The sequence below is a fragment of the Rosistilla oblonga genome (genome assembly GCF_007751715.1).
GTDB classification, from domain to species: Bacteria; Planctomycetota; Planctomycetia; order Pirellulales; family Pirellulaceae; genus Rosistilla; species Rosistilla oblonga.
The window spans coordinates 5,565,340-5,584,065 of sequence record NZ_CP036292.1; the positions used below are offsets into that span (position 1 = coordinate 5,565,340).

Here is an 18,726-nt window from a genome sequence, read left to right on the forward strand (position 1 = left end):
TCTACTCGTCCGTTTGATGGCTGAAGGTCGGTTCCATCGACTCGATGCGATCGGAGAGATCGTTCACTTGCATGAGAATCGCACTGGGCGCAAGTTCAACTGGAAATTCCCAGTCGACTTTGGCATCGATGATCGGCGAAGGTTGAATCGAAAAGTCATCGCCAGCGACATTTCCAGATTCATCCGGCGACTCGCCAGCTTCTGCGGCGTTGCCCCATGGTTCGTGCAGCAACCATGTATCGCCGAATCGCTTGAGTCCCATGCGGGTATTGTCTTCGATGTTCACCGACCATACGGAATCGCCTTCGTATTCGATGCGATACCGTCGTTTTTTCGGCGGCGTCTTGCTTTGCTCGTCTTCGTTTGTCTCCGACCACCGTGCAAAGTCTTTCACAAATTGACGTGGGTTCTTTAGCATCGTGGGAGACGTCGCGATCAGTGTCACTTGGTCGTTGGTCAACGCATCACGCTTCACGGGATCATTGTCGCTGTAGTATGACGCAGCAGCTTGTGACAACGCTGCCGATGCGATCGCAGGCGGATTGTCAATCGTTGCGGCTTGCAACATCGTCAGTAATTCATCCATCGATTGTTGCTGCTTAGGGTCTCGCATGAGTAGCTTTCCCTCCGGTTCGCCCGGAAAAATATCACCTTGCAACATCATGGCTGTCATCAGATAGGAGGCGGCTAATCCATTGATCACTTCGTCGGAATAGCAGTCGATGCAGCCCATCGAATCGCCGCGCAACTGACAGTCCGCAAAGTGTTGCATCAGGATTTCGGGCGTAGCGAACTTTGGACGTTCCGGCGCGATTGAACCGCCGGCCCCGGCTTCACTCTCTCTCGCTTCGTCAGCTCGAGACACATCGTTCGCCGCAGACGGGAAGAACTGCTGTGATACGCCATCCGTCGCGCGATCACGTTGGGCTGAAGCACTGCTTACCGAATCGTAGTCATCAAAAATGACGCCACGTAGGTTTTCGGATCTCTCGGTTCGGTGGATCATGACAGTTTCCGCCACGCCACGTTTCAGAGATACCGATTCCCTATCAATCTGAATCATCGGGAAGTCGCCATCCAATTGAACCACGTACTCGCCCGCCGCGATGCGAGTCGAAGTACCCGACCGGGAAACCGTCAACGAATCGACGATCTTGTCGCCTCGCATGACCCGAATGGGCACGTCGTCCGCATTCGATTCGATCGTCAGCGTCCCCTTGTTCATTTCCAGCACGATGAGCACGCCGGCAACGACCAGCGAAAATGCGGCGAATCCGATGAAGGCCAGTTTGCTCAGCGGAGTTCTGCCCTTGCCGCAGTTATGCGTTGACGGGCGCCGTCGTGAAAACTGCGCTACAATTTCTGGAAGCGGCGTTGTTGTAGGATGCTGGACATGTGCAAGACAGTCTTCGAGCAATCCTGCGACTTCCGCGGCGGAATCGAATCGATCTTCGCGCGACTTCGAAAGCAGCTTTAACACAAACTGATCCAACCACTCGGGAATGTTGGAATTGAGTTCGCGAATGGGGCGAGCTGTATCGTCGGTAATCCGGCGGAGGACCGCGTAGCTGGTTTCTGCGCGAAACGGCGGATGCCCGGTGCAGAGTGCGTAGAGCACACAGCCGAGACTGAACAAGTCGCTGCGACCATCGATCGCTTCGCCTCGCACTTGTTCGGGAGACATATAGTGCGGCGTGCCAGGATGAAAACCGCTGCGTGTCAAACAGGCATCGTCCTCGGCGCGGGCCAAACCAAAATCGGTCAACAGCGCTCGATCAACCCCTTCGTCGAGCAGGATGTTCGATGGTTTTACATCGCGATGAATCAAACCTTGAGCATGCGCGGCGGCGAGCCCCTTGGCGGTCTGCATGCCGATGCGAAGAACTTCGCAAACGTCCAGCGGGCCGTCGCGATCGAGTCGTTGTTGCAGCGAACCGCCCGCGATGTACTTCATCACGAGAAATGGCGGCTGTTGGGGAGTATCACCCGATTCAACATTATGAATTGCAACGACATGTTCATCCACGACCGCTGCCGCCGCACGCGATTCGCGAGCGAAGCGTTTCCTCGCCGATCCATTTTCCGCCAGATAAGGAGCCAGTAACTTGACCGCCACGGGGCGATTCAATTCGGTATCGTAAGCTTTGAAGACAACGCCCATCCCGCCGCTGCCAATCAAGCGTTCCACGTCGTAGCGGCCAATACGACCCAGCATTTCGGGATGCGATGGAGGCGAAAGGAGCGTCTTGAGCATCGATTCGTTCCAGGCGATCGGGCTGCGATCCCAAGGCATTCCAACTTGGACCATGTCGGCGCAATCATCGCTGTCCGCGAGAACCTCGCGAACCTCCTGCCACAATCCCGCTCCGGCTGCTGTCTGTTCCAGACGCGTCTGACAGGCCGGACAGGTTTCGACGTGTTGTAGCGCCGCCAGATATTCTCGACTGGATTCATGGCCTTTGATCAGGCACTCCAACCCAGCATCGCTGCACTGGTTTTCACTCAGCACCATTGCGTCACCTCGTGTTGCTTAACGACTTCTTTCAGTCGACTCATCACTCGCGATCGGCCGACATAGATGGTGCCAACGCTGACTTCCAGTCGCCTCGCCGTCTCTGCGACCGACATGCCTTCAACCTGAGTCATCCAAAACGCTGACCACGTCGTTTCCGCCACCTGACACTTGACTTGTGCGGCGGCCCAACGAAAGACCTCTCGGCGATACTCCTGATCAAACTGGCTTGAGACTTCCGATGCCGGTGCCGGAACCTCGGCCAACATCGCGGCTGCGTCTTCGTCACCGGTCGCCAATGTCCGTGTCCCCCGACGCGTTAAATAATTTACGGCTGCATTGCGAGCGATCGTCAGCAGCCAGGCACGAAATCCGCCGCGATCGCTTCGATCGAGCCACTGGGAGACCGACCGCGCGATCGCAGAGAAGACCTCCTGCACCAAGTCATCCGCGTCGGCCGGTTGCATTCCCTGGGCGAAGGCTAATCGCCGGATCAGCGGAGTGTAGATAGCAACCACTTCATCCCAAGCCGCCACGTCCGCCGCGTCGGGCAGACGCAGGATCAAGCTTGCGCGCGTTTCGGGTGGACTCGAATGCATGCAAAGTGACTCGCGAACTTTGGACTTTGTGCCAACTATTTAAAGCTGTTGTGGACCTCTCAACAGGTAGACACTGCCGATCGAAGAATCTTGCACGTTCGGCGTAAATTATCGCAACACGCGGTGTTGCGATGCGGCAAGTCTCTGTCTCAAACGGGCCTGTCACAGGAAATCGTAACACATCGCATGCAGATGGGATTCACGCTGCCCACCTCTCGCGGAAACGCCGCGTTAACCACAACGAAGTCTGAAATCGCGTCCCGCTTCGATCTCACATCGACTTCGTTTGGCGGGCATCGACGTTTTTGGGTAAACTGCTTGCCAACCGAGAGAGACGGAAGCGTTTACGGCGGAGATACAATTTCTGTGTTGCGCAATCGTGTAACGACGCGAACATGGTGAGTTGCTTGGGGTGCTGTTGCCAGCAACGTCTGCGTGTGGCTGCCAAGTTTGTTTGCGTCGCCTTCGGTGTTTGGTAGAGCATCTTTAAAGAGGACATCAAATCATGAAGCGTCGGACCTTCTTCGGACTCGGTACTGCGGCGGCGGGGCTACCGCTAATCAACGCAAGCGAAACGCGCGCTGCACAGCCCGTGGGCAAAAGCACTCGAGGCTCGTTCTCGGTCGACGGCAACTTGGTTCGTTTCTACTCAGCCGACATCCGCAAGCCGCTCCGCGTCCTTGTCGCTGCCGACACGCATCTGTTTCTAGACGACGAGCGTGGGAAACCGTTCCACGAATTCAGCGGCCGGATGGCTGGGGCTTACAACACAACGCGGCATTTCAAAACCGGTGAAGCAACCAACCCACAAAACAGCTTCACTCAGATTATCGAACGGGCACAGGAACGGAACGTCGATCTACTGGCATTGGTAGGCGACATCTTCAGTTTCCCATCCGAAGCTGCCATCGAATGGGTTGCAGATCAACTCGCCGCGTCAAAGCTCCGCTACTGTTACGTCGCCGGAAATCACGACTGGCACTACGAAGGCATGCCGGGATCAATCGATGAACTGCGTGCGACATGGATTGAGAGGCGATTGAAACCGCTCTATCAAGGAAACAATCCGTTGATGTCGGCTTACGATATCGGCGACGTCCGTTTTCTGGCGATCGACAATTCGACTTACGAGATTCTTCCGGAGCAGTTGGATTTCTTCCGCGCGCAGGCCGAAACAGGCAAACCATTGGTTCTAACGGTTCACATTCCGATGTTTGCCCCCGGTCGCCCGGTCGGATTTGGCTGTGGACATCCCGACTGGGGAGCGAACTCCGATCGAAATCACAAAATCGAACGGCGGCCTCAATGGCCAACGACGGGCCACACCCAAGCGACACTCGATTTCCACCGAGACGTCTTCGCGACACCCAATCTACTGGGGATCTTCGCGGGTCACACCCATCGCAGCTCCGTGGATGTCATCAACGGCATCCCGCAATTTGTCACCGATGACAATGCAAGTGGAGCTTTTATGGACGTCGAACTATTGCCTGCGTAAGCCGCGTCGGTCGGCAGTTAGAGAGTGCAGGCAAACGGGCAGAATGAAACCGCTGGCGACGCACTCAGCCAGTCGCAAGCAGCGAACCGAAGATCGAGTGTTTCAACGTTTACGCAAGCTTTTGCTGGGGCTTCCGCCAACCGCCCTATACCGCTTTGGTATGCTGGCTGCGGAACGAGATCGCCCCCCGAAGGCGCTGAGATATCAGCCGCCTATTCACCTCTTGGTGTTTACCCACACGAGCGTGGAACTAGCCTGCCATCCGACCGATGCGATTTCCCTTGGGAACCGACATCTCTTGTTGGCTAGGTTGGTACCGGTACTGCATGACGTATGCGTCTTCGCAGGTATCGTCGTAGAAATCGCGAAGCACTGAAACCGCTTTGAAGCCACTGTTGCGAAAGAACAGTTGAGCATCGAGATTGGTTTCGCGAACTTCCAACATGATCCGATTGCGACGATCGTGCGACAGCTTGCCAACCAACTTACCGATCATCGCTTGGCCAACGCCACGATGACGGACCTCCGGATTGACGGCAAAGTTGAGGATGTGCAAACGGTTCTTGTGCAGTTCGTAAATCATGAAGCCGACGACCTGGTCGTCTTCTTCCGCAACCATGCCGATGCAGTTCCGCTGACGCAGGCAGCGGATAAACTCATCTTCCGACCATGGGAATTCGAAGCTTGCCGCTTCGATGTCGAGCACCGACGGCATATCGCGACGAATCATCCAACGAATATGTACCGTGGTGGCTGAACTTTGAGAATGTTCCATTACCGACTCCTTCCTCGGGCGGAGGCTGTGACGCCTTAGTATACATCAACGTAAGACGCGAATCCTTCGACGTCTCAAGTCCCATTCGTTGACGGGGGGAGATTATCAGAAGGAGCCCAGAACGCCAAGAGAAATCAGGTCAGTTTTTACCCCTAGTTTTCAATACAATTTGTTCGTTTTTACTCGCATCTACAGCGATATTGCTGTTGCGTTGAAAGCCGCTTTCGGCATCACTCGCCGATCGGCACAAACGTTTCGCCCGCGGTTGCGTCACCGCGACCACCGACCCTATCGCTCCGCTTCGACTGGCGGATCCACAGGTGCTGTTTCGGCGATCTCCTCCGGAACGCTTCCCCCGCCGCGCTCGAGACTCGACAGAATAAGTCCGGCGACTAAGAGGATTGCACCGAGCACGCGGATGCCACTCGCCGACCGCTGGTGAAAGCCAGCCAAGCCGTAGTGATCCAACAGCAACGATGCAATCGCTTGGCCGGTCACGATCAACGCGATCCATTGCAACGCCCCGATCCGCGGTGCAAAGATCATCGACATCGTTACTAGGAACGCACCGATCGATCCTCCCAACCAAGCCCACCACGGGAGCGATGCGACCGAATCGGTGAAGCGAGGCGGAAAGCGACCGCTGAAGATCGCAATTACCACCAGCACCAACAGGCCGGTTCCGAAAGAGACGATGGCCGCATGCAACGGATGCCCCATCTTCCGCGACAGCGTTGAATTGACGCCCGGCTGTGCCGCCAAGCCCGCACCGCCGATCAGCGCCGTACATACGATCAACAAATACATCCAACGCGACAACGAAGACTCCGAGTTTTAGTAGGCTTAGCCAGCCCCGCCGTCAGCACACTCCGCCGCCCTCGCGTGGCCGCCTTATCATCGACCAGCCGCCGCGGCGGGTCAACGTGCCAGCAAACCCCGATCTGACAGCAAAACCAATCTGGCTTGACCTTGTCGACGCGACGGGGGTAATGTGCCGCTGGTAACTAGCATTTTGTCTCGCCATCTCGGCAGCGTTTGAATTCCTGGGTAAGGATGCCCGCCATGATTAATACCTGCATCGCCCGTATCGCACGACTTGGGCAATCCGCGTTTTGGGGATTGCTGATCGTCGCATGTTGTGGCTGTCTGAGCCCCTGGTTGGGAAGCAAGGACGACCAAAGCGAAAACGAAGTGGCGGCAGTTGAAGAGCTTTTCCAAAGCGAAGACCGCCCCAAATTGGTTCGCGACGCAACGGTGTCGATGGGCATGCATCCGGTGAAATTGGAAGCGATTGCGATCGTTAATGGTTTAGCCGGCACCGGCGGAATCCCCGAGCCTTCGCCGCAACGCGATGCGATCCTGTCGGAATTGAAGACCCGCAACGTCAACGATCCCAACCAGTTCCTCGATTCCAACCAATCGGCGATGGTTTCGGTCGAAGCCTTTTTGCCCGCGGGCGTCCAGAAAGACGACCCGATCGATCTGTACGTTCGGATCAGCACCCGATCGACCGCCACAAGTATTCGTGGCGGTTGGTTGATGCCCGCTCGTTTGCAAGAGGTTCGCCTGTTGAACAATCAATTGCGCAGCAGCGACATGTTGGCGATGGGGACCGGCCCAATTCTGATCCGCAGCGCCTACGAAGCGGGTGACGAAACGGCGTTGATTCGCGAAGGCGTGATCCCATCGGGCGGCCGCAGCACCAAATCGCGCAGCATCGGATTGATCATCCGCCCCGCGTTCCAGCACGCCTTCATCTCCGCACAGATCGCTAACGATATCAATCGCCGGTTCTTCTTTTTCGATGGCACCAGCCGCCGCGGCATCGCCAACGCCAAAGAAGACGATTTCATCGAACTCTCAATTCACCCAACCTACCGCCGCAACATCCCGCGTTTGATGTCGGTCGTCCAATCGATCGCTATCAAAGACACGATGGATGCCCGGCATGAGCGGATCAAAGATCTGACGGCGCGTTTGACCGAACCATCGACAGCGGCCGCCGCCGCGTTGCAACTCGAAGCGATCGGCGATGATGGAGCGGTACCACTGAAGGTCGCCGCCACCGTTGCCGATCCCGAAATCCGGTTTTATGCCGCCGAAGCACTCGCCTACTTAGACCAAGTCGATGCGATCGACCCGTTGGTCGAACTGGTTAAAACCGAGCCGGCGTTCCGGTACCGCGCCCTGTTGGCGTTGAGCATCCTGGAACATCGATTGGCCGCCGAAGGACTCCGCGAACTGATGGACGAATCGAGTGTCGAGACGCGTTACGGCGCGTTTCGCAACTTGCGTGAACGTCCCGATCGCGAACTGCTGGTGCCGGGAACCGAGATGGCCGAAGGCTACTCCTTTTTCCACGTCGCTTCGAAAGCCGAACCACTTGTCGTCGTCAGCACACTCCGCTTTGCCGAAATCGTCGTCTTTGGCGGCCCGGTGCCGATCCGACCGCCAAAATATCTGATGGCTGGTTCGGGAATCATGGTTCGCGGCGACGATCAGGGCAAGCTGCGGATCAGCCGATTCCAACCTGGCAAACCCGATACCCGCAGTGTTTCGCAGGCGACCGTCGGCGGTTTGATCAAGGGAATCGCCGACGTCGGCGGCAACTACAGCGACGTCGTCGAAGTGCTGCGACTCGCCAAAGAACAGGGAGACCTAGAGGCTCGTTTCGCCATCGATCCGCTCCCCAAAACCCTCCGCACCTACCACCGCGAGACGGAGTCGGAGAGCGAAGACGGCAACTTCGAAGAACTGGGCCCCAGCGACATCGATCCCCCTGTCGGAAGTGGCAAAAAGGAATCGTGGTGGAAGTTTTAGTGCGTCGCGGAGCTGAAAAACGCTACAAATCGCCCGAAAAATGGCCATTTGAGGCCGACAGACTCCACCCCGCGCTAACATAATAACTATGAACTGAGAGGTGCCTTACCCCTTTCCGCCCGACGCGCCAACGATACCCCCCGCATGCTCAAAGCCCTTGAACTGGCAGGCTTCAAAAGCTTTGCCGACCGAACCCGATTCGACTTCCCCGACGGCATTACTGTCGTCGTGGGTCCGAACGGTTCTGGCAAGTCGAACATCGTCGACGGCATCAAATGGGTGCTCGGGTCGCAATCGGCCAAAAGCCTACGCGGCAAGGACATGTCCGATGTGATCTTCAAAGGATCGCAAAGTCGCAAAGCTGCCGCGTCGGCCGAAGCGACAATCGTCTTCGACAACGCCGCCGGCACGCTGCCAGTCGACGCTCCCGAAGTTCACGTCACCCGCCGCGTCTTCCGCAGCGGCGAGGGAGAGTATCTGATCAACGGCGAACCGTGCCGCTTAAAGGATGTCAAAAATCTGGTCCGCGGTACCGGGATCGGAATCGATGCCTACAGTCTGATCGAACAGGGCAAAGTCGATCGGATGCTCAACGCCAGCGCTAAGGATCGTCGCGCGATCTTTGAAGAGGCGGCCGGTATCAGCCGCTTCAAAGCGAAAAAAGTCGAAGCCGCACGGCGGTTGGCTCGCGTCGATCAGAACTTGGTTCGATTGGGCGACATCGTCGACGAGGTCGCCGCGCGACTCAAAAGCATCAAGAGCCAAGCGACCAAAGCGGAACGCTATCGGATTCAAAGCACCCGGCTAAAAGAACTGCGGATGCAGGTCGCGTGGACCGATTGGCAAGAGTTCTCCAATTGTCTGGAGCAGACCGATTCGGAGCTGGCCGAAGCCGAGGCGACGCGTGAAGCGGTGCAAGCCGAACTGGCCGGCGTGAGCGAATCGCGTCAGCAGTTGGAGATGAGCCTGCAAGCCGTGGCGATGAAGGCTCAATCGGTCGAATCCAGCCGCACCGAAGCGTCGCGGCGGATCGCATCGCTTGTCGGTCGCCGCGATGCCGACACCACAGCTCGCCAAGACATCGAACAATCATCCGCTTCGCAGCGCCGGCGACTGCAGGTCCTGCAAGCCCAAGCGGGAACGGCGACGGCCGAACTGCGGCGTTTGGAATCGCGGCTCGCCGATGCGGTTGAAATGGGAGCCAAGGCGAAGGCGATCGCGGAGGCGGCTGAGGCGGAGAACACACGAGTCGGTCAGCATGTCGACCACGTCCGCCGCAGCAGCTTGGAAGCCGAGCAACAGCATCTCAACGCGCTCCGCGAAGCGAGCGAACTCGATGGCCAGATGCAGCGGCTGAATCAACAGATCTCCGAAGCTCAACGCAGCGAAAAGGTCCTCGAGCAACGGATCTCCGCTCAACAAGCCGTCGTTAAACGGTTGACCGATGATGCGGAGCGATGCCAAAAAGTCGTGGCCGATCTCGATACGCAGATCGAAGCGTATGCGGTCCAGATCGATACGATGGAAAACGAATTGGCCGACCGCCGCCGCGTCCTCAATCGCCGCCGCGAAGAGATCGCGGCGTTGCAGAGCCGTTTGCACGGGGTCAGCGAACGGCTGAACGTTCTGGAGGATTTGCAGCAGCGCCACGAAGGTGTCGAAAACGGTGTCCGCGATGTCTTGGACGCCGCCGCCCGCGACGACTCCGGACCGCTTGCCAGTTGCCACGGGATCGTCGCCGATCTGTTCGAAGCCGATGTCCATGTCGCTCCGCTGATCGATGTCGCTCTCGGTGGCAAGTCGCAGTTTCTAGTCGTCAGCGGCGATGAGATCCAGCGGGCTGTCGCTGCGGGAGCTGTCAAATTGAGCGGCCGCGTTGGTCTGATCCGAATGGATGAACTGCCCAGCGTCCGTCCCGGTGAACGGATCCGCTTGGATGGCCTCGCGGGAATCATCGGCCGCGCCGATCGGATGGTCAAAGCGGGCGAGAAGATCGAACCGTTGGTCCGGCATCTTTTGTGCACGACCTGGTTGGTCGAATCGCTAGAGATCGCGTTGGGACTGAGCCGGTTGAGCGGAGCGGGTTTGCGGTTTGTGACCCGCAACTGCGAACTGCTGGAACGCGACGGCAGCGTCGTGATCGGCCCGGCTCGAGCGGCCGCCGGTTTGGTCAGCCGCCGCAGCGAACTCGCCTCGGCTCGCAAAGAACAACAAACCTACCGCTACCAGCTGGAAGAATCGGACAAGGAAGCGTCGCGGTTGGCTGCCAACGTCGAACAGCGCGACGCCGAATTGCACCAGATCATCACCAAGCACCGCGACGCGGTCACCCAGCGAGCCGCTTCGGGCGCGACGCTGACCGCGGCGACCGATGCCTTGGACGCGCAAGTCCATGCGTTGCGATCGTTGACCGAAGAAGCCGAATCGATCCACCGGACTCACAACGAAAGCCAGGTCGAACTGGTCGAGGTGCGGCAGGCTCTGGCCGGGTGTCGCCAGCGTGCAGAGCGATACGAGAACCAACAGGAAGAGTTCAAGCAGACTCTACAGTTGGCTCAGGACGAAGAACGCCAGGCCTCCGATGCGTTGATGAAAGCCAACGTCGAACTGGCTCGCAGCGAACAACGCAGCGAGGCTTTGGAGACCGCGATCGAACAGGTCCGTCGCGATCAAGGCGAACGGCGAGAAGCTGTCGACGAAGTCCGTCAGCGGTTGAATACCGAACTGCAGCGTTTGCAAGATCTCGATCGCCGAATGCTCGACGCTTCCTCGGAACTGAACGAACTGTACCTTTCCGAACAGGCCGACGGCGACGCGTTGAAGGCGTTGGCGGCGGAGGTCAGCCGAGTGCGAGTCGACATTTCGGCGAAGCAAAAAGAGATCGACGCGGTTCAAAAGCGGGTCAACAAGGCTGCCGAACAGGTCCACGCGATCCAACGCCGACGCGACACCGCCGATGTCCAGCGGGCGAACCTCGCCCAACGGTTGCTGGACGACTACGAGATCAATCTTGCCGAAGTGCCGATTCCCGAAGACTTCGAACCGCCCGAAGATCGCCAAGCGGTGGAAAAAGAGATTACCGATCTGCGGCAACAGGTGCAGAAATCGGGATCGGTCAACATGGAAGCGCTCGAAGAACTGGAAGAGTTGCAAGAGCGTTACGACATGCTGCACGGTCAGTATCAAGACTTGACCGCCGCCAAGGCGTCGCTAGAACGGATCGTTAACAAGATCAACGCCGATTCGCGGCGGCTGTTCCTCGACACGTTGGAAGCGATTCGGACCAACTTCCAAACGCTCTACCGTCGCTCGTTTGGTGGCGGTAGCGCCGACCTGATCCTCGAAGAAGGTGCCGATCCGTTGGAAGCCGGTGTCGAGATCATCGCAACTCCGCCGGGTAAGCCGACGTTCAGCAACACGCTGCTGTCCGGTGGTGAAAAAGCGCTGACAGCCGTTGCGCTGCTGATGTCGATCTTCAAATATCGCCCCAGCCCGTTCTGCGTACTGGACGAAGTCGACGCACCGTTTGACGAAGCGAACATCGGCCGGTTTGTCAGCGTGTTGCAGGAGTTTCTCGAGCACAGCAAGTTTGTCGTCGTCACCCACTCCAAAAAAACGATGACCGCCGCCCACACGCTGTACGGCGTCACGATGCAGGAATCGGGCGTTTCGACACGCGTCTCGGTTCGCTTCGAAGATGTCAGCGAGGACGGGCACATCAGCGAAGAGGCGGTTAAGCGATCGAAAAACGACGAAGCTGCTTAACCGAGTTCGCAATCATGGTCCAACCTCACCACCCGATCCGCTAAGCTGGCACGGCATCGCAACCAACACGCCAGCAACACCGATTCACCAGTTCGGCCGAACATCGTCTTTATGGGATTCCTCAACGTCACGCTGTTGTTCGGACTCGCCGCAGCCGCGATTCCGATCGCCCTGCACCTGCTGGGACGACGCGAACCGCAGCGGCTGGAATTTCCCGCTCTCCGCTTTCTCACCCAGCGGATCGAAACCAATCGCCGCCGGATGCGGGTCCGCCATTGGTCGCTGCTGCTGCTTCGCGTGCTAGCTCTAGCCGGGCTCGCGTTGGCTCTCGCCCAACCGCACGTCCCCAGTGCTCGCGGCGGCACATGGCTTTCGGTCGGCATCATCGCCGTTTTGGGAATGGCCACCGCCGCGATGGCCGCTTGGGCATTTGCTCAGCAGAAATCGTTGCGATTTGTGCTCCCGCTAGCGGTCGCCGGCGGCCTGTTATTACTCGGAGCGACCGTCTGGGGCACTGCGGTCGCGGCGACTGAAAAGACTCCCATCGTCAACAGCCAGCGCCCCTCGGCGGTTGCGATCGTGGTCGACAATTCGGTGCGGATGACCTACCAAACCGATGACGGATCTCGGCTGGAAATCGCTCGCCAATGGGCCGGCTGGATCGTCGATCACTACACCGACACGAGCACCCTGGCGGTTCTCGACCGCAGCGTCAAACCAACGGTTGCTGCGATCGATCTCGCGGCGGCGCGGCGGTCGATCCGGCGGCTGGAACCGCTGCAAGTGGTACAGCCTTTGGAACAACAGATCGAAGCCGCCGCGGCGCTTGTCGCCAACAGCCCCTTCGAGCAGCGCGTCGTCTATGTGATCACCGACCGAACCGCCGCCAGCTGGAACCGATCGGCGACGCTCTCGCTGCCCGAAGGCGTCGACCTACAAGTGATCGATGTCGGTTCGGATGTCGTCCAAAATCGTACCCTCGGCGACGTGCAGGTCGCTTCGGAATCGGTAGCTCGCGGGATCCCGGTGCCGGTGCAAACCCAGGTCGCCAGCGTCGGTGATTTCCCGTCGGGCCAGGTCTCGGTCGAACTGCGGTTGTACGATCGCGATCCGACCCTCCCCGTCATGCGCGATGGAAAAACAGTTTTCCCCGAGGCGCAAGTGATCGATCGCCAGCGAGCCACGATCGCCGATCCGGCTCGCAGCGACATCACGCTGTCGCTGCCGCCGCTGGAACCGGGAGTCCATCATGCCGAGATCGCGCTCAGCGAAACCGATGCATTGCCGATCGACAACACGCGTTATCTGACGATCGCCGTGAATCAACCGCCGCGTGCCCTGCTGGTTTCCAACAATTCCAATGAGCGACGCGTCATCGAACAGGCGTTGGCGCTGCCGGGTGTCAGTGGCAGCGGCAGCGTCGACTACGACGTCGATGGAATCCCGATGTCCGAATTGCAGCAGACGACACTTTCCGATTACCGCGTGATCGGCCTGTTGGATCCTCCGCGGCTGTCGACAGCTCAACAAGACCTGCTGACGGCGTGGACTCAGCAAGGTGGCAAGCTGTGGATCAGCTTGGGCCCCGCTTGGGAAGAGCAGGAAGAACAAACCGATGACGATCCGTTGATCGGTCGCGTGGTCCGGCAGTGGCGAGTCCCCGAACCGGGACACTGGATCGATACGCAGCGGAGCGGCCATCCGGCGCTGCGACCGTTTGCCGCCGTCGCGGGCAACGTTCCCTGGCAACTGTACCCGATCTATCGCTACTGGCAGATCGATCGCCAAGAGAGTGACGTCGTGATCGCTCGATACACCGATACTCAGCACCCCGCGATGATCGATCGAGCCATCGGGGCGGGGCGGTTGTTGATGTTCACGACTCCGCTGCCCGGAATCGACGGCCCGGGGCGGCGTTGGAACGAACTGTTCAGCACCAGCGAAGAGTATTGGCCGGCGTTTCTGTTGGTTCGTGGCGCGTTTGACTATTTGGCCGATCGCGACCCGGGAACGCTCAACGTTCGCGTCGGCCAGCCCGTCGGACTGAAGACAGCCGATGGAGCGCCGCATCGGTATCAGTTGTTCGCTGGTTCCGCAGCCCCCGTCGTCGTCGAATCCAGTGGCAGCCAAGTTGCCCCCGGTCCGGCCGCCGTCGCCGGAAACTATTGGTTGCGCAGCAGCGGCGAGACGCTCGGCTACAGCGTCAATCTGGCTCCCGCCGAAACCGACCTGCAGCGGATCTCGACCGACGACCTGACCGCGATCCTCGGCGCCGACCGCTACAAATTGGTCACCGAGCGGGAACAGATCGATTGGTCGGCGACAACGGGATCCAACGCCCAACCCTTCTACGCCCAGATGATGTTGTTGGTCTGCGGCGTGTTTGTCTTGGAGCAGATTCTGGCCAACCGCTTCTACGCGGCCAAATAGCTAGAAAAACCGGACCTCTACACCACACCGGGGGGTTCTGCCAACTTTTTGCTTGGTCGATGCGAGGTTCGTGTTTAGCATGAATCGAATCCATCCGTTCTGGCAGGGGCAGCAATGAGACATCCACAACAACACAAGTTCAAACGCCGTCGTCGTCTGTTGGCTGAATCGCTCGAATCGCGAGCCCTGCTGGCGACATTGGGTTTGGGAGTGGAATTCTATGAACCGGGTAACCCTACGCCGGTTAGTTCGTTACAGGCTGGCGAAGTCTACGAAGCCAGAGTGGTCGTCGACGTCCCCGATTCGACCTCCGGCGTGATTTCATTGCCACTCAACTACTCATGGGATCCGGCTGTTTTAGAACTGGATGAACCTGCGTTCCAGCCGAACTCCGATGGTGACCTACCAAACTACCCATTGGTCAATGGCGATGTTCCCAACAACTTGGTCACGTCCAACTTCACCTTGCAACGGGCCATTGAAGGCTACAACGCGGGGGCTTTCAAATTTGACGCCAACGATCCGGCAAACTTCGATTCGTTCTACAATATTTCTGGAATTCGCGGTGGCGCGTTACCCAACGCAAACAATGGAGCGGCGATTGCAGCGGGAACCGCGACCGATCCCTTTACCACGGAGCTTAAATTTCGCGTCAAGTCGGATCTGAACGCCTTCGCTTCGACAACCTTCACGATCGCGCTGGATGGATCGATGGCGTTCGAAAATGGCGAGGCGCTAGATGCGGTGACAGGGATTTCGGGGGCCGTCGGTCTCGATCTTCCTTCCGCCACCCAAAATCAAATCGTTCAGGCGACGCTTCCGATTGCGATCGGTGGCAACAAGCAAGAGATCGATGCGGACAATGCCAGCGGTCCTCCCGCGTCGCCGGTCACGATGTTGCTCGACTTTGGCAACGACGGCATCTTCGACGGCCCCAACGACCAAACGGTCACGACCGAGGCCGACGGCAGCTATCAGTTTGTGCTTCCCCCCGAAACCGCGGTCGGCACCTATTCGCTCCAAGAGGTGTTGCAAGACGGCAGGATCCAGTTGGCACCTGCCAACGGCGCGTTTAACTTTTCCGTCGATGCCGATGGAGTGATCACCCCCACCGATTCGACTGACCCTCCACTGCCACCGTTCGACTTTGTGAACCAAGTGGTCGCGATCGGTGGCACCAAGTTCCAAGATCGCAACGACAGCGGAACGATCGGCGTCCGCGATGCCACCGATCCGCCGATGGCTGGCGTGACGATCACGCTGGACATCAATAACGACGGCCCCACGACGCCCGACCAATCGGTGGTAACCGCCGCCGACGGCAGCTACCAATTTGTCGAGGTCCCGGCCGGAACGCACCGCGTTTACGAACCCAACGACACCGACCAAACCTTTCCCGCCGCTGGCAGCTATCTGGTCACGATCGATGATACAAGCGTTGCCGTCGTCCCCAGCGTCCCCTTAGACGAACTCGATTTTGGCAATCGGGAACCTGTTGCCCCACCGCTCGTGTCGATCACAGGCATCAAACGGATCGACACCAATCAGAACGGCGCGATCGATCCCGGAGTCGACACGCCGCAAGCGGGAGTGACGTTCCATTTGGACATCGGCAACGACGGCTCGACAGCTAACGACACGCTCGACGATGCGGTTACCAATGCCGCCGGGGAATATCAGTTCGATGACGTGCCGGTCGGAACACATGCGCTCCGTGAAGTTGTACCTGTGGGATTCGAACAGGTTCTGCCGGTCACACCGCACGTCGTCACGGTCAATGCGGACGGCAGCGTCACGTCGCCAACGGGCCTCGATTTCTTGAACGCTGAACTCGAAGGACTCTCTAGCATCGCCGGATACGTCTACACCGATAACGACCGCGACGGGCTGCTGGATGCCAACGAGATCGGTCTGCCGGGCGTCACGGTTCGTCTGATCAGCAACACTCCCGGCGTGCCGACGGTGACGACGGTGACAGGTCCCGATGGATGGTACAACTTCGAAAACGTGCCATCGGGCACCTACAGTATCGAAGAGATCCAACCGGATCGTTTCGGAGACGCTTCGATTTCGCTGGGCCAGGTTCTGCCGGGGACCGCCGCCGTAGGTACGACATCGGGATTCAATCGCTTCGACGGCGTGACGGTTGGCAACGGCCAAAACGCCATCAACTTCAACTTCGGCGAAACGCTCAGCATCATCTCCAAACGGATGCTGTTGGCGCGATCGAGCGTGCGCGAGGAACTGTTCTCCAACCTGGGCGTCGATGCAACCACCGTTTCGGGAACCGCGGGAGACGACGTCGTCAGGATCGAACAGACCAACACTCAGTGGCGGATCACGATCAACGGGCAAACGACATTTGTTCCGCTTGCGGAGATGTTGATCGTCGATGCGTTGGGCGGAAACGATCGCGTCGAAGTGATCGGCACCAGCAACGACGAAGAGGCACATGTCGAGCAAAACCAATTGGCGCTGGTCACCGATCCAAGCAACGGCGATGGCCTGCTGGTCCTTGGCGCCGAAGAACTCACCGTCGACGGGCGACTTGGCGACGACTTGCTGGTCGTCGAGGGATCGACCGCCGCGGATCAACTGACCGGCAGCGGCGACGAGGTCTCGCTCACCTACGGCACCGGCTCGACGACCGCTACCGGGCTGAGCTTCGATCGCGTGCGGGCGATCAATCCCGTGGGTTCGCCGACGAACCAATCGACAGCCGCCGCAACCGACTACGTGTTGCAACTGGTCGGCGACTGGAACGCCTAACCGCCTCTTCTTTTATGACAGGCGATCCCCGCTGGCTCCCCTTCGATCTGCCTCGCCTCATATTTCCGCAGCGAGTGCCTACGCTGCAGGCACACCGCAAGCTTCCGAGGTCGATCTATGCCGGTGCTGACGATGGCGCCGCTTTTCTTCGGATTTTAAGCCCCCGAAACTCGCCACTCTCACGGGGAACCAGACAGCCCTAAAACGCAACAAACACCGGCAGATCCTGCCACAACGCAATCACCCCCTCATTACGGCCACCATCAACCGGCCCTCCAGACGCCACGCTTTGCTTTGCGATCTTTGCGATTTGGCATCCCCGTTGCTTTAGCTTCCCGTACTCCTCTTCTTGTCCGAGTTTTCTCTTGGGAGAGAGGACCCTTTTTCGTCACGGTTAGTGACTTGCATTTCTGCATCTCTTCAAAGGAATCGTTCGGTATGAATCTCTTGGTTCAAAAGAAGCGTGGACGCTCTGGCTTTACGTTGGTTGAATTGTTGGTCGTGATTGCGATCATCGGAATCTTGGTCGGCCTGTTGCTGCCAGCCGTTCAAGCCGCTCGCGAAGCCGCCCGGCGGATGTCATGTTCCAACAACATGAAACAGGTCGGTTTGGCGTTGCACAACTACCACGACACGCACCGTGTCTTCCCCTATTCGGTGTCGGGCAGTGGTGCAGTGACTTCGGGATCCGCGATCCCAGCGGCCAACGGCGTTTTAAACCACCGCGGTTGGATGCTGTTGTTGCCATTCATCGAACTGCAGAACCTGCAAGACCAGATCGACATGAACCTGCCCACCGGTTCGTATGATCGTGGCGGTGTCGGCCTTGCAGGTCCAGCACCGGGTGCCGCAGGAAATGCAAACGACATCGTTGTCAGCACGGCGATCGACGCGTTCCTTTGCCCATCGGATCCGAATCCGACCAACTACTCGACTGCTACTAGCACCTCCTACTCGATCTCCGCCGGTAACACCGACCTGCTGGGAGCCTTCACAAATTACGACTTCAGCGTTCGTCGCACCTCGTCGACCGTGGAGAAATGGAGCCGCGATTCGTTTGCGACCAAGCGGATGTTTGGTAACGACGAATCGTCGCGGATGCGTGACATCACCGATGGTACAAGCAACACCGCAGCGGTCTGCGAAACCTTGCGAGCCACGATCGATGGCGTCTCGCAAACCTGGGGGTACGTCAAATGGGTTGGCCACGGCGTCGATCTCGCCTACTCCCGCGGCATCAACGACAACGAATGCTGCGGTTGGGACTCGACTCCCTATGCACGTGCTTCGCGTCCGAGCCAGTTGGGCGAATGGTCGACTGTCGGCAGCACACATCCCGGCGGTGCTCAAGTCACCTTCGCCGATGGATCGGTCCACTTCCTCAGCGATACGACCAACCAAATCGTCTTGAACAACATCGCTTATGTCTCCGACGGAAACCCACTGGGTGAATATTGATCGGTAACTCAACAGTCGGCGCTCGACCGCGCTGCATTACTATCCGGGATGGGGCGTTTCGCCCCGTCCCACTTTCGATCATCCCGCATTAAAACCTCTT

General features: G+C 58.5%; 10 protein-coding genes. 6 read left to right on the forward strand and 4 right to left on the reverse strand.

Going from position 1 to position 18,726, the window contains the following annotated elements:
- Position 1: 1 nt before the first annotated feature.
- Together CA51_RS19695 and CA51_RS19700 are read right to left on the reverse strand one after the other, a co-directional pair.
- On the reverse strand, positions 2 to 2,512 hold the full coding sequence (locus CA51_RS19695) for a serine/threonine-protein kinase (RefSeq protein ID WP_145122904.1): 2,511 nt from the start codon (positions 2,510 to 2,512) through the stop codon (positions 2 to 4).
- On the reverse strand, positions 2,503 to 3,111 hold the full coding sequence (locus CA51_RS19700; protein WP_145122905.1) for an RNA polymerase sigma factor: 609 nt from the start codon (positions 3,109 to 3,111) through the stop codon (positions 2,503 to 2,505). The genes CA51_RS19695 and CA51_RS19700 overlap by 10 nt, the downstream gene beginning before the upstream one ends.
- A gap of 505 nt (positions 3,112 to 3,616) precedes the next feature.
- Between CA51_RS19700 and CA51_RS19705 the strand changes: the two genes are divergently transcribed.
- Complete coding sequence (locus tag CA51_RS19705) at positions 3,617 to 4,609, forward strand: metallophosphoesterase family protein (protein WP_145122906.1); 993 nt, start codon at positions 3,617 to 3,619, stop codon at positions 4,607 to 4,609.
- 250 nt (positions 4,610 to 4,859) lie between these two features.
- Here the strand turns inward: CA51_RS19705 and rimI are convergent, their stop codons facing one another.
- Together rimI and CA51_RS19715 are read right to left on the reverse strand one after the other, a co-directional pair.
- On the reverse strand, positions 4,860 to 5,384 hold the full coding sequence (gene rimI, locus CA51_RS19710) for a ribosomal protein S18-alanine N-acetyltransferase (protein ID WP_145122907.1): 525 nt from the start codon (positions 5,382 to 5,384) through the stop codon (positions 4,860 to 4,862).
- Between the two features lie 288 nt (positions 5,385 to 5,672).
- Positions 5,673 to 6,203 (reverse strand): DMT family transporter, encoded by a 531-nt coding sequence (locus tag CA51_RS19715; protein ID WP_197451327.1) that lies wholly within the window; start codon positions 6,201 to 6,203, stop codon positions 5,673 to 5,675.
- Positions 6,204 to 6,446: 243 nt separating this feature from the next.
- On the opposite strand from CA51_RS19715, the gene CA51_RS19720 reads away from it, so the two are divergent.
- The 5 genes from CA51_RS19720 (at position 6,447) to CA51_RS19740 (ending at position 18,626) form a co-directional block, all read left to right on the forward strand.
- Positions 6,447 to 8,204, forward strand: a complete 1,758-nt coding sequence (locus tag CA51_RS19720; protein ID WP_197451328.1) for a flagellar basal body P-ring protein FlgI — start codon at positions 6,447 to 6,449, stop codon at positions 8,202 to 8,204.
- Between the two features lie 144 nt (positions 8,205 to 8,348).
- Complete coding sequence (gene smc, locus CA51_RS19725; protein WP_145122909.1) at positions 8,349 to 11,969, forward strand: chromosome segregation protein SMC; 3,621 nt, start codon at positions 8,349 to 8,351, stop codon at positions 11,967 to 11,969.
- A 111-nt stretch (positions 11,970 to 12,080) separates the two neighbouring features.
- Entirely contained in the window at positions 12,081 to 14,399 is a 2,319-nt protein-coding gene (locus tag CA51_RS19730; protein WP_145122910.1) for a BatA domain-containing protein, read from the forward strand.
- Between the two features lie 114 nt (positions 14,400 to 14,513).
- Entirely contained in the window at positions 14,514 to 17,168 is a 2,655-nt protein-coding gene (locus CA51_RS19735; RefSeq protein WP_145122911.1) for an SdrD B-like domain-containing protein, read from the forward strand.
- A gap of 438 nt (positions 17,169 to 17,606) precedes the next feature.
- Positions 17,607 to 18,626 (forward strand): DUF1559 domain-containing protein, encoded by a 1,020-nt coding sequence (locus CA51_RS19740; RefSeq protein ID WP_145124263.1) that lies wholly within the window; start codon positions 17,607 to 17,609, stop codon positions 18,624 to 18,626.
- Positions 18,627 to 18,726 lie beyond the last annotated feature (100 nt).